Genomic DNA, 12,825 nt, shown 5'->3' with positions numbered 1-12,825 from the left:
GGGGATAATAAAGCGGGGCATTTTACACTAAATAATTTATTGCTGAAATGATGAGTTTAATAGATGAGCTAAATCAAACATGAAAAATTCTGTTTTTATCGCACAACGTGAGTAGTGGTAGGAGAAAAATGCTAAAATCTGGGAAAATGGTATGTTTATACATACGCATTGCCTTCTTTATATTAAGTACACAGCTAAGAGATAAAATTACGTATGACCGATTATTCTTTGAGCCCTTGGGCTCGGGTACTTTCCAGCTCAATAACGCGATTTGGTGAATTTAAAACCGCTGCTATTTGTTACACTTTATTTTTAACTGTATCTCTTATTTTATCGAGCATGTTTTATTATGTGGCGATAGGCGAATTACACCTGGTTGATATTTTAGCCGTGGTATTTTTTACGGCTGTAGTTTCTCCTTTAATTATAAGTGTGTTGCTTAATTCAATTCGACAACTAGATGCCTCATATGCTTATTTAGATAGCGCCACCAAACAAGAAAAGCTTTTAAATCAAACCCTAAAAGATAACATTAACCGTCTAAACATCGAAATTGATGAGCGTAAAATGGCATTTCATGCCAAGCATCGCGCTATCGAAGAACTACGACGAGAAATTGCTGAGCGTAAAAAAACACAACAAGAACTTGCTCAACAAAGCATGCTGCAGCGCTCAATAGTTGATTCATCTCCTGATTTATTTTATTACCGCGATAACAATGGCGTGTTTGCTGGTTGTAATAAAATGTTTGAAGAAGTAATGGGCAAATCAAGTAGCGAACTAATTGGCAAAACGGTTGAGCAGATATTTCCTAGCCACTTTTTATCTGAAGTTTTGAAAACCGATAAAGAAGTAGAGCAAAGCCATAAAGCACTAACCATTGATGTGGGTTATGAGGTAAATGGCGAAACGCGTTGGTTTGAGCTGCGTAAATTACCTTTTATAAATGATGAAGGTGATTACATTGGTCTACTGGGCTTTGGTCGTGATATCACAAGTCGTAAGGAGGCCGCTCAAGCGCTCGAAACGGCCTATAAAGACAAAGGTAAGTTTATTGCCACATTAAGCCATGAACTACGTACACCGCTCAATGGTATTGTTGGTTTAACACGAATGCTGCTTGATACTGACTTAAACAAACAGCAGCGTAGTTGGGGTAATACTATATTTTCGAGTGCTGAAACGCTCGGCAATATTTTTAACGATATTATTGATTTAGACAAAATAGATAGAGATCAGCTCGATATAGTGACCAACTCTATTAATGTATCAGACTTTATAAATGACGTTGTTAACTTTGCGGGCTTAATCGCGGAGCAAAAAGAGCTAGAGTTTGATATTAAGCGCAATGGGGTGCTGGATATTTACGCACAGCTCGACCCAACTCGCTTACGCCAAGTTGTTTGGAACTTAATTAATAATGCCGTTAAGTTTACACAGCAAGGAAAGGTAACACTTGAATGTAGCCGAGAAAACAGAGTTGAAGGCCCATGGTTAGTTATGAAAGTATCGGATACCGGCCAAGGTATTCCGCCAGAGCAGCTTGCTCATATATTTGATATGTATTACAAAGCGCCAGATTTAAAAGGGACTAACGCAATAGGTTCCGGTATTGGTTTGGCTGTAACTAAGGCACTTGTAAGTGCGATGAAAGGGATAATTACAGTAAATAGTACTGAGGGCGAAGGAAGTTGCTTTACAGTTCAAATACCGCTTAGTCTATGTGTAGCACCAACAGAGCAAAGTTATGTTGGTCGTGGTTTGTATATTTTACTAGTAGAAGATGTACCTCTTAACGCCGAAATTGCTACAAACTTATTAGAGCAACGCGGGCATGAGGTGTTGTGGGCTGAAACCGGTGAAGATGCACTCTCGTTTGTCGAAACCGAAGATGACTTAGATTTAGTATTACTTGATATGCAATTGCCTGATATAAATGGTGACGTAGTTGCCAAGCAAATACGCTCAGATAGTCATTTTGATAAACTACCTATTGTGGCACTTACGGCCAATGTTCGTAGTGCTGAAGAAGAGCTTGAAGGTATATCAATACAAGGGGCGCTTGCTAAACCAATTAACACAGTGAAGCTTGATAAAATGCTGGCTGATTTATTTGGAATTAAGCAAAGTGAATGCACAGAGCCACTGTTAAAAGTAAGTGAAGAAGCCCTTAAAGGCATTGATGCACACTTATTAGATATAGAAACAATAGAAGACTTTGTCAATTCAATGGGCTTAGTTGTGTTTAGACGCAGTAGTCAGCTATTCGAAAAACTAAGTCCACAATATCAGCAAGAGTTACTTACTTCATTAAATACTGGTGATAGAGAAGAATATGAATCAGTAGCGCATAAACTCAAAGGGGCGGCTGGCTCAGTAGGTCTTAATGATGTGCAGCTTCATGCCAAAATAATGGAACATGGTGCGATTGATGAATCTGATGAGGTGTTAAAGCAGTGGTTAGATATTCTGGCAGATAAAATAAATGAAGGACAGAAAGCCCTTCATTTATTTTTACAGCAATTAGAGTGAAACTAATTAGCTCTAATTAAGCGTCAATTTTACCAATGAAACGGTAACCTTCACCATGGATGGTGCTGATTAACTCAGACGTTGAGTTATCACTTTCAAAATGCTTACGAATGCGACGAATAGTAACGTCAACAGTACGGTCATTTGCGCGAAGCTCACGGCCTGTCATATGCTTAATTAATTGCTCACGGCTAAAAATGCGACCTGGAGAATCAAGCATTAAACGAAGTGCTCTGTACTCACCTTTAGGTAAACGTTTAGCGTCGCCATTTGGAGAAGTAAGACAACGGCTGTTTTCATCAAGTTCCCAACCATTAAACGTAATAACACCATTTGTTTCTAGTGCTGACTCTTCACCACCTAAGGCAGTACGAGTAATAAGGTTGCGAGCTCTGATCGTTAATTCACGCGGGTTGAATGGTTTAGTAACGTAGTCATCTGCGCCAATTTCAAGACCTAAAATACGGTCAACATCGTTGTCACGACCTGTTAGGAATATAAGACCTACTTTACGCTTTTGGCGTAATTCACGGGCTAAAATAAGACCGTTTTTACCAGGAAGGTTGATATCCATAACTACAAGATTAACGTCATCGTTATTTGTAAGCTTGTCATGCATATCATCGCCATCAATGGCTTCAATAACTTTGTACCCTTCAGCTTCAAATAAACTAACTAGGTTCAGTCGAGTTACGTCTTCATCTTCTACGATTAGAATGACTGGCGTTTGCATTATTAATTAACCTTTTGGAATATATTATTTATAAAAAATCGGTGACTAATTTATAACCGATTACTAGAGATTATAGGATTATACCCATTTGTTAACAAGGAAAAAACAAATTGGATAAAAATAAAACAGTAGGGTGTCCAAAGTCTACTAAAAAAGGGCAGTGCAAAAACTACTGTTTAATTGATATATACATGGATGTAGCTATTTGAATCATAAAGTCGAAGCCATTTTCCTTTGATAATTGACATATCATTCAATTAAACAAGGTACTTAAAATAATCAGACTAATTCAAAGCAAAACTATATCACTTTTTAACCTTTTAACCTTTCATCAATGTATGTGATACAGCAAAGATAAAAAAGTTCATAAATCGCTTGGTAATATTTATTTAAAGCAATTAAATAATGTTACGCACTTATCACATGCCTCATTAATGAGGTCATTAAATGCTAATTCAAGGATAAATTTTAAATATATGCACTTTTTAATGATCTTTATTTAAGGAATAGTAATTATAAAGCGAGCACCGCGTTTTTCTTCAAGATCAAACATCACTCTTCCGCCAAGTGCTTGTGTTACTAGGTTATAAACTAAGTGCATGCCTAAGCCACTTGCGCCTTGCCCGCGCTTTGAAGTTACGAATGGGTCAAAAATTCTATTTTTAATGTTTTTGTCAACGCCCTGACCATTGTCAGAATAAACGATTGTTAATTTTTTCCCGACGAGTTCTACGTCAAAGCGAATTTCATTGTTTTCTTTACCTATAAATCCATGAATTACAGAGTTCATAAGTAACTGCTGAAAAACTTGTTGTAGAGGTTCAGACTTACTATGAATAGCCAAGTCGGTCGGACAGTTGATAGTTACAACAGGCTTTTTGGGCAATAATTCAGATTGAATCGATGTTAAAACATCACTTATTAATTTGTGCACATTAATATAGGTATTTACACCGTCATCTTGAATAACCGCTACTTTTTTAAAGTTAGATATAAGGTCAGCTGCACGATTTAAGTTGCGGTAAATTAAATCTAAGTTTTCAATACCTTCATCTATAAAGCGTTTTAGATGGCTTGAGGTAAGTTTTTTGTCATCAAAGCTTTGCTGTATGTCTGCTAGTTTATCTCTAAGTAACGTAGAACCGGTAATACCTAGCCCTATTGGTGTGTTAACTTCATGGGCAACACCTGCAACCATTTGCCCTAAAGATGCCATTTTTTCGTTTTCAACAATTTGTGTTTGGTATTGATGCATCCGCTCAAGAGTTGATAAAAGCTCTTGATTTGCCTCTCTAAGGGCGATTGTTCGTTGGTTTACTTTTTCTTCAAGGCTTAGGTTTAGTTGTTTGATTTCTTGCTTATCTTTTTCGTGGCGTTCAAGTTGTTTTTTTGTACGCGTAAGCATGATATTTAAACTATTTGAAAGAGCACTTATTTCTTTTACATCAGTTACTGGTGCGCGTGCATCGTAGTTATGATTTTTAGACACATCCTGCAATAACATGCTTAATTGCTCTATTGGCTTAGCTATACGTCGTTGAACTTTAATAGCAATAAAGTAAACAACCGCCAGAATTAATAATGTTAATAACACGTCTATTAATATTTTTCTCTCAATATAAACCTCTAAACTCTCGAGGCTTCCTCGCATATACACATAACCTACTACTTGTTCGTTATCGTAAATAGGGCGGGTTAGCTCAATATGGTCACTCGTAATTCGTGGTGTTTTTAGCTCTTCTACACTGTCTATTCTCAGTGGCACAGGAGGTGTTTTTTTAGCATTAAAGCTAATAAAGAAAACAGGCTTTTGGGATGCTTTTTCTATTGAGTAAATATGTATGTTTTTTACAAGAGGGATCTTTTCAAATGACTTGAGGCGTTTTTCTTCTGTTTTACGATCATCTTCAATTACCGATTGCCCAGCATCAAAAGCTACAATTTCAGAAAGAATAACAAGCTTATTAACTATTAATTGCTTTTGTTCTTTCACGCTTAAATACGTAGAGATAGAAATAGATAACGATAAGCAAATAGCTGTAATAAGCATGATCAAATTAATGAGTGCTTTTCGAATGCTACTTTGATGAACTTTTTTAGGCATTATTTCATTATCGCCTGAGTTAATTTTAATTATTTAGAGTTTTAGTTTAGCAAAGACGTGGAAAAATGAAGGAAAAAAACTAAATTAATTCTTATATTTATTCGAAAGTTAGCTTGAGCACGTTTGTGCTCAATCATTTTACAAATTTAAATTAGCTGCTATATACAGCAAATTTATTGTTCTTAAATACAGTTTGATAGCTTTCAAACTGAGTTTCTAAAATAGGCGGGTACTTTAAAAAGCTGTTAGCAACAATATTTAGTTTCCCTAATTTAGTTAAATGCTGTTTTGCATTAGCTAAAAATGTTTCTGCTACTGTGTAGTCGGTTGCAATACCAGTATGAAAAGGTGGATTGCTAATAATTAAATCAAACTTGCCATTAATGCTTTTAAGGCCGTCACTTAATATAGCCTCACCATTGATGTTGTTAAGCTTTAGGGTTTGCTGTGTTGCATAAGTTGCCAGCGCACTTACATCACTACACACAAACTCAAGTGCTGGATTATGAAGCCCTAAAAAAGTTGCTATTAAACCAGCGCCACAACCAAAGTCGAGAACTTTGCCTTGCTTAATTGTCGGTGCGTTTTCCAGTAGAACTTTCGTTCCTATATCTAAACTACCGTGATTAAACACTCCAGGAACACTAATAGCTGTAAATTCAGTGTCGGCAACATTAACAACAAACTTTTTATGGTAAGTCGTAATATCAAAGTGAGGGTGCTTAGAAATTTCAGCAAATGAGTAAAGAACGCAGTGCTTAGCTGAATCAATCTTGTTACTAAACTCAGCCTTACCAGCTAATTGCTTTTCAATTGACTTAACACCACTTTTGTTTTCACCTACTACTAATAGTTCGGCATCATCAGTAATAGCAGATCGAATATTATCAAGTGCCATTAATAACTCTGGTTTTGATTTAGGGTAGTAAAGAATAACTAAATCGTAGTTGTTACCAGGTATTGTGTGGCTTACATGAACATCAACATCTTTGGTGTTTTTAGCAAACTCTCCGTTAGCATGGTTGTAGCTAAACGCAGTTACTTTGCTTTGCGGATTAAGTCTTTTAAGCTCTGTTAAAAAGCCATCTTGAACAAAGTTGACCACCAAGATAGATTTTCCCGTTAGTGCCTCGCTATTACGAAGTAACAGTAAACTTGGGTTGGTTAGTACGCTCATAAATGGCTTTGCCTTACAGTATATTTAGTTTTATAAAAGTAAAAGTGAGTAATTAAATTTAATTATTCTGTGCGCTCAAACATTAAATCCCACACGCCATGACCTAGGCGATGTCCGCGCTGCTCAAACTTAGTAAGCGGGCGTAAATCTGGACGTGGAACATAATCATTTGTTTCTGATTGGTTTTTGAAACCAGGAGCTACGTTCATTACTTCGAGCATGTGCTCTGCATAGTTTTCCCAGTCTGTTGCCATATGAAAAACGCCACCCATTTTAAGTTGGGCTCTTAGCTTTTCAACAAACTCAGTTTGTACAATACGGCGTTTGTGGTGACGCTTTTTATGCCAAGGGTCAGGGAAAAATAGTTGTAGTGTTGTTAAGCTTTCATTAGGTATGCAATCTGCAAGTACTTCAACTGCATCGTGTTCAAAAATACGTAAGTTGGTAATGCCTGCTTCATCGGCATCCATTAAACAAGCACCAACGCCTGGGCGGTGTACTTCAATACCGATAAAGTTTAGGTGAGGGGCATTTGTTGCCATTTCGACAAGCGACTTACCCATACCAAAACCAATTTCTACTACTACATCGTTGTTGTTACCAAAAACTTCGCTTAAATCAAGCATACCGTTTTTATGCTCTAGGCCCATTGTTGGCCAGCATTTTTCGATTGCAGCGGCTTGGCCTTTGGTTAATCGACCTTCGCGTTTTACAAAACTGCGAATGGTGCGGATGTATTTACCTTCTTGCTTAGCTTGCTCAAGGTTAGTGTTGCTTGATTCACTCATATTATTGGCCTGACAAAAACAATGTGTTTAAAAATGGTTGCATATTATCCCTGACCGAGGCCGCAATCACAAGTATTAGCTGGTTTTACACCCCGTATAGCTTGATCTTTTTGTTAACTGCAATAGACTGAGCCGCCATTGGGCATCAGTAAAAGTTAAAAATGTTGGATTTAAATAAAGAACAGTCACACTGCTTTTCTAATCAAGTTGTTGATTGGTATCACCTTCATGGGCGTAAAACACTCCCGTGGCAGCTAGGTAAAACACCTTATAAAGTGTGGGTGTCTGAAGTGATGCTGCAGCAAACCCAAGTTATTACTGTTATTCCATACTTTGAAAAGTTTATGCAAAGCTTTCCAGATATTATCGCTTTAGCTGATGCGGATGAAGACTTAGTACTGCATCACTGGACCGGCTTAGGGTATTACGCTCGTGCGCGTAACTTACACAAAACAGCTAAAATAGTGCGTGACAAATACCAAGGTGAGTTTCCGAAAACACTTGAGGAAGTAATGGATTTACCTGGAATAGGGCGCTCTACTGCAGGGGCTGTTTTATCATTGTCGCTTGGACAGCATCACCCTATTTTAGATGGGAACGTGAAGCGAGTTTTAGCGCGCTATTTTATGATTGAGGGCTGGTACGGCGTTAAAAAAGTCGAAAACCAGCTTTGGCATTTATCAGAGCAGTTAACGCCTAAAGATAATGTTACTGAGTTTAATCAAGCTATGATGGATTTAGGGTCTAGCGTTTGCTCACGCAGCCGGTTTGATTGCGAGGCTTGCCCATTAAACTCAGGCTGTGGTGCTTTTAATGCAGGTAAAGTAAAAGAGTTTCCACATTCTAAACCTAAAAAAGCAGTTCCTAAAAAGAGTTGTCATCAGTTAATTATTCAGTGTGGTGATAAAGTGCTTATGGAAAAACGTCCTAACAGCGGTATTTGGGGCGGATTGTTTGGCTTTTTTGAATTTAATGAGTACGAAGAGCTTCAAATGTTTTTAGCTCAGCAAGGCCTAGAAGCCGACTTAGTAGAGCTTGAAGCGTTTATTCATGTGTTTTCACATTTTGAGCTGAGGATTAACCCACATGTGCTCAATGTTAAGAAAACTCCTGATGTGGTAAACGATAAGCAATTAATCTGGTATCCGCTTGATCAATCAATAGAGGTTGGCCTAGCAGCACCAACTAAAAAGTTGGTTAAACAAATTACAGCAATAGTATAGAATAGCCCCATATTTAGCGTTAGAGAGAATCAATCATGGCACGTACAGTATTTTGTCAAAAGTTACAAAAAGAAGCCGAAGGGCTTGGCTTTCAGTTATACCCTGGTGAAATTGGTGAAAAGATTTTTAATAACATCTCTAAAGAAGCGTGGGCTCAGTGGCAACATAAACAAACAATGCTTATTAACGAAAAGCATTTAAATATGATGGACCCAGAACACCGCACATTTTTAGAAGAGCAAATGGTTGGCTTTTTGTTTGAAAATAAAGATGTAGAAATTGAAGGTTATCGACCGCCTGAAAAGTAATGTTTTAAACATAAAAAAGGGCTATTAAGCCCTTTTTTTATGTTTATTTATTCATTTAACTCATCTTCTTGCTCAGATGTTTTAATTTGTTCCTTTAAAAATTGAGCAGCTTTAGAGTATTCAATTTCCAGCTTATCTCTTAACTCTATTAATTCATCGGTTGTGAGTTCACCTTCTTTACATTTATCTTCAAATGCACTTGAAAGTTCTGCCACCGTTTGGGCACCAATTGTCTTGGAGATCGATTTTAATTGATGACACCCCTCAATAATCTCATTTAAATCGTTAACCATAACGCCGGAATTAATACTCTTAATTAAGCCTTGGCTTTGTTCTAAATACATTTTGAAAAAACGAATTTGCTTAGCGTTATCACCGTTTACATATTTAGCAACAGCTTCCATATCAATAGGTAGTGCCATAGTTTGATGAATAACTACATTTGGGTTTTGGCTTTGTTTATCGCTCCAACGTTTTAGAGTTTCTTCTAACGCGTTTAGCTCTATAGGTTTGGTAATGAAGTCGTTAATACCTACTGCTAAACAGCGCTCTTTTTCGCCTTTAAGTGCGTTTGCTGTTACTGCAATAATGTAAGGCTGTGCATCAATCGATTCTAATAACTCTGCTTCATTACGGATTTTTTCGACCATATCGTAACCCGACATTTTAGGCATGTGTAAGTCGGTTAAAATAAGTGAGTAATCACCTTTTCTCCACATATCTAGACCTTCTTCACCGTTGTTAGCTATTTCAACGCCAAAGCCCAGTATATGTAGTTGATCGGTGAGGACTTGTTGGTTTAGAAGGTTATCTTCAACAAGTAGAACCAATTTGTTTGAATTACGTGCCTGCTCAACATTTAAATAGTTATTAAGTGTTTTGGTTTTTTTAATTTGCTTAGGTGTATGTAACCCTGCAGCCACCAATATAGAAAGCATAAAGTTAGATTTACATAGAGGAGAGGCATTAATATAAAAAATGTTTTTATGATTTATAGCTGCTTCATCAAGCTTACTTAGTACAACAACTTGTTGGTTATAATCCTCTAATGAATAAAATAAACGTCTTAGCAGCGCATTAGTTTTATCCATATTGTCTATGCCATCAGCTACCCAAATAATATCTTGTGAATGCTGGTGCTCTTCAATTTCTTCTTCTGTGTGTGCATATATTATTTTAGCGCCCATGAACGATAAATAACGGTACATTGTTTTTTCACGTTCTAGGTGATTACTAACTACAACAATTTGCTTACCATTTAATGCACCTTTATGTGCGTACTTAATTTTACCCGATGTGCTAAACGGCAGCTCTACTGTAAACTCACTGCCAATTCCGGTATGACTAGTTACATGAATAGTACCTAGCATAAGCTCAGTTAAGCTTTTACAAATAGAAAGACCTAAACCGGTGCCACCATATTCTCGGGTAATTGAGTTTTCGGCCTGAATAAATGGATTAAATATTTCGCGAAGTTGCGTCTGCGACATGCCTTTACCGTTATCAGTGACGCAAAAGCGTAAGGTAAAGTGATCAGTCGTATTATGAACCACCTCTACTGATATTTTTACATGGCCTTGGGTTTTTTCATCAGTGCTAGTGAATTTAATTGCGTTGCTACATAGGTTATAAAGCACCTGACGTACACGCACACTATCACCGGTAAGGTTGACTGGAATATCTGGTGCTATTGCTAGTTCTAAATCAAGCTCACGTTTTTTAGCAACTGATGAGAGCACTCGAGCAACTTCTTCAATGGTATCGGTTACCGAAAATGGGATCGGGTCAATATTTAGCTTTCCAGCCTCAATTTTAGAAAAATCTAAGATATCATCTAAAATGCTCAATAAAGAAAATGCTGATTCACGAATAATTGTACTTAAACGATGTTGAGCGCCATCAAGTTCGGTCTGGCGCAGTAAATCAATAGTTCCTATAACACCATTCATCGGTGTTCTTATTTCGTGGCTCATTGTGGCTAAAAAGGTCGTTTTGGTTTCGCTTGCTCGTTCTGCTTTTAATGTGGCTTGCTCAAGCGCTATAGTACGATTTTGCACTTCGGCTTCTAGGCCATTTTGTAATTTATAAAGCTCTTTTTGTGCGGCGTCATTCTCACTCATCGCAGTCTGTACTTTTTGTAGCAGTAAGTTAATGTTTTTTGCCACTACACCTAAACCAATATCAAGCTGCTCATCAACACTACTATTGTAATTAGCATTTTCGGTGATTGCCTGCAGCTCTTGTGTAAGAGTGTCAGTACTTTTTCGTAAGCGACTATTAATGTACATATTAAACATTAAAGTAAATATAAATAATGCAGCTACGCTTGCTATCGCAATAATGTAGGCAATAACTTGAGAGTTTTGAGCGCTTAAAGGAGCGGTTGGTAGGTTTTGCTTAATAATAAGCTCGCCAATTGGTTGATCGTTTAACAGCAGTAAGTGATGTAGGATGCCTTCTTCTACTAGATGCTTTTCAGTTTTAATTGAAGCGATAGCAGGTTTACTGCTGCTATATACCAACTGAGTATCTGATGTAGCATTGAAGCGATATAGAGTATATTCAAAGTCATCATCTAATAACGACGTTAAATCAAGTAACTGCCTTACTTTACCTTGACCATACATAGTTAATGCATCAACCATAGGTAAGTCTAATCTATCGGCAAGCGTTACAATATTAACAGATGATGCAGGTTGGGCTGTCTTAACTTCAGTTTGTGAATAAAATGAGTGGGCAATAATAGCAAGCGCTGTTACTGCAATATTTATGATTAAAAAAAGAGGTAATAAGCCTTTGACTGGCGATGAAAATTTACTCTGCATTGATTGTTTCCAATTGATGTGATTTTACTACGATAAGTCCCTATCGTACGTATCTAAGCTAATCGTAACATTTACAAAAAATAATTCACTACGGTTTTAGTCTGATTTATTTATATTTATAGTTCTATTTGTGGTAAAAATGAACGTTATTAATAAAAAACACACTGAGTTGTCTGAAAACCGTTCAAACAGTTATAAAGAATAAAAAAAAAGTTGACTTGTAAGGGCAAAACTCGTTTAATACGCCGCACGCCCAGATAGCTCAGTCGGTAGAGATGAGTGGGAATTGCATTAAAAATACTTTAAGATTTTTAATTAGCACTGTTTAAGTGCCTCGATAGCTCAGTTGGTAGAGCAGAGGATTGAAAATCCTCGTGTCCCTGGTTCGATTCCGGGTCGAGGCACCATTTATTAAAGTAGTGGTGTTTAATCAACAGTTTAAACATTATTACGCGTGCCTTAGCACACAGTTTTGTGTGCCGACTTAGCTCAGCTGGTAGAGCAACTGACTTGTAATCAGTAGGTCAACCGTTCGACTCGGTTAGTCGGCACCATTTATATAAAGTTAATTGTAAAGTATAACAATTAATTAGCACAGTTTATGTGCCTCGATAGCTCAGTCGGTAGAGCAGAGGATTGAAAATCCTCGTGTCCGTGGTTCGATTCCGCGTCGAGGCACCATTTACTTTAAGTTCTCAATCTTTAAAATTGAACGTGCCTTAGCACACAGTTTTGTGTGCCGACTTAGCTCAGCTGGTAGAGCAACTGACTTGTAATCAGTAGGTCAACCGTTCGACTCGGTTAGTCGGCACCATTTATTTACTAAACTAGTTTAGTAAAAAGTTAACTTAGAAAATTTAGTTAACTAGCACAGTTTATGTGCCTCGATAGCTCAGTCGGTAGAGCAGAGGATTGAAAATCCTCGTGTCCGTGGTTCGATTCCGCGTCGAGGCACCATTTATTGAAAAGCCTTGCTTATGCAAGGTTTTTTTATTTTAAGTGCTTTATAAAAGTTCTCAATCTTTAAAATTGAACGTGCCTTAGCACACAGTTTTGTGTGCCGACTTAGCTCAGCTGGTAGAGCAACTGACTTGTAATCAGTAGGTCAACCGTTCGACTCGGTTAGTCGGCACCA

8 protein-coding genes and 6 tRNA genes are annotated in these 12,825 nt (G+C 37.3%); 9 read left to right on the top strand and 5 right to left on the bottom strand.

The features are described 5' to 3' along the window. Positions 1-213: 213 nt before the first annotated feature. Positions 214-2,532 carry an aerobic respiration two-component sensor histidine kinase ArcB gene (gene arcB, locus H5116_RS04025; RefSeq protein WP_039486381.1) on the top strand — a complete coding sequence of 773 codons (2,319 nt, stop codon included), beginning with the start codon at positions 214-216 and terminating at the stop codon, positions 2,530-2,532. Positions 2,533-2,548: 16 nt separating this feature from the next. On the opposite strand, the gene arcA is transcribed toward arcB, so the two are convergent. The 4 genes from arcA to trmB all read right to left on the bottom strand — a co-directional run bounded on the left by arcA (position 2,549) and on the right by trmB (position 7,334). Next, on the bottom strand, positions 2,549-3,265 hold the full coding sequence (gene arcA / locus H5116_RS04020) for a two-component system response regulator ArcA (protein WP_002962549.1): 717 nt from the start codon (positions 3,263-3,265) through the stop codon (positions 2,549-2,551). A gap of 499 nt (positions 3,266-3,764) precedes the next feature. Further along, a complete protein-coding gene (locus H5116_RS04015; protein WP_182671521.1) occupies positions 3,765-5,369 on the bottom strand; it encodes a sensor histidine kinase in 1,605 nt (534 codons plus the stop codon). 151 nt (positions 5,370-5,520) lie between these two features. Then, positions 5,521-6,546, bottom strand: a complete 1,026-nt coding sequence (locus H5116_RS04010) for a methyltransferase (protein ID WP_182715614.1) — start codon at positions 6,544-6,546, stop codon at positions 5,521-5,523. 62 nt (positions 6,547-6,608) lie between these two features. Continuing rightward, positions 6,609-7,334, bottom strand: coding sequence for a tRNA (guanosine(46)-N7)-methyltransferase TrmB (gene trmB, locus H5116_RS04005; RefSeq protein WP_007582957.1), 726 nt, complete (start codon positions 7,332-7,334; stop codon positions 6,609-6,611). Positions 7,335-7,495: 161 nt separating this feature from the next. Between trmB and mutY the strand changes: the two genes are divergently transcribed. Next, complete coding sequence (gene mutY / locus H5116_RS04000) at positions 7,496-8,557, top strand: A/G-specific adenine glycosylase (RefSeq protein WP_182715613.1); 1,062 nt, start codon at positions 7,496-7,498, stop codon at positions 8,555-8,557. 35 nt (positions 8,558-8,592) lie between these two features. Continuing rightward, positions 8,593-8,865: an oxidative damage protection protein gene (locus tag H5116_RS03995; protein WP_002962543.1), complete on the top strand. Its 273-nt coding sequence runs from the start codon at positions 8,593-8,595 to the stop codon at positions 8,863-8,865. A 47-nt stretch (positions 8,866-8,912) separates the two neighbouring features. Here the strand turns inward: H5116_RS03995 and H5116_RS03990 are convergent, their stop codons facing one another. Then, positions 8,913-11,690 (bottom strand): hybrid sensor histidine kinase/response regulator, encoded by a 2,778-nt coding sequence (locus H5116_RS03990; protein WP_182715612.1) that lies wholly within the window; start codon positions 11,688-11,690, stop codon positions 8,913-8,915. Between the two features lie 331 nt (positions 11,691-12,021). On the opposite strand from H5116_RS03990, the gene H5116_RS03985 reads away from it, so the two are divergent. The 6 genes from H5116_RS03985 to H5116_RS03960 all read left to right on the top strand — a co-directional run bounded on the left by H5116_RS03985 (position 12,022) and on the right by H5116_RS03960 (position 12,825). Further along, positions 12,022-12,097: transfer RNA gene (locus H5116_RS03985), tRNA-Phe, on the top strand. Between the two features lie 71 nt (positions 12,098-12,168). Next, positions 12,169-12,244, top strand: a tRNA-Thr gene (locus H5116_RS03980). Positions 12,245-12,295: 51 nt separating this feature from the next. Continuing rightward, positions 12,296-12,371, top strand: a tRNA-Phe gene (locus H5116_RS03975). Positions 12,372-12,428: 57 nt separating this feature from the next. Beyond that, a tRNA-Thr gene (locus H5116_RS03970) sits at positions 12,429-12,504 on the top strand. 67 nt (positions 12,505-12,571) lie between these two features. After that, positions 12,572-12,647: transfer RNA gene (locus H5116_RS03965), tRNA-Phe, on the top strand. A gap of 102 nt (positions 12,648-12,749) precedes the next feature. Next, a tRNA-Thr gene (locus H5116_RS03960) sits at positions 12,750-12,825 on the top strand.

Origin of the sequence: Pseudoalteromonas sp. SG45-2 (genome assembly GCF_014164115.1) — a bacterium.
GTDB lineage: Bacteria > Pseudomonadota > Gammaproteobacteria > Enterobacterales > Alteromonadaceae > Pseudoalteromonas > Pseudoalteromonas distincta.
The sequence above is the reverse complement of the archived record's forward strand: the minus strand, read 5'-3'. Positions and strand labels throughout refer to the sequence as shown.

What these genes read in the sequence shown, in the direction of transcription:
- trmB (WP_007582957.1), bottom strand. Translation starts at nt 7,334, where the DNA reads ATGAGTGAATCAAGCAACACTAACCTTGAGCAAGCTAAGCAAGAAGGT.
- mutY (WP_182715613.1), top strand. Translation starts at nt 7,496, where the DNA reads ATGTTGGATTTAAATAAAGAACAGTCACACTGCTTTTCTAATCAAGTT.
- H5116_RS03995 (WP_002962543.1), top strand. Translation starts at nt 8,593, where the DNA reads ATGGCACGTACAGTATTTTGTCAAAAGTTACAAAAAGAAGCCGAAGGG.
- H5116_RS03990 (WP_182715612.1), bottom strand. Translation starts at nt 11,690, where the DNA reads ATGCAGAGTAAATTTTCATCGCCAGTCAAAGGCTTATTACCTCTTTTT.
- H5116_RS04010 (WP_182715614.1), bottom strand. Translation starts at nt 6,546, where the DNA reads ATGAGCGTACTAACCAACCCAAGTTTACTGTTACTTCGTAATAGCGAG.
- arcB (WP_039486381.1), top strand. Translation starts at nt 214, where the DNA reads ATGACCGATTATTCTTTGAGCCCTTGGGCTCGGGTACTTTCCAGCTCA.
- arcA (WP_002962549.1), bottom strand. Translation starts at nt 3,265, where the DNA reads ATGCAAACGCCAGTCATTCTAATCGTAGAAGATGAAGACGTAACTCGA.
- H5116_RS04015 (WP_182671521.1), bottom strand. Translation starts at nt 5,369, where the DNA reads ATGCCTAAAAAAGTTCATCAAAGTAGCATTCGAAAAGCACTCATTAAT.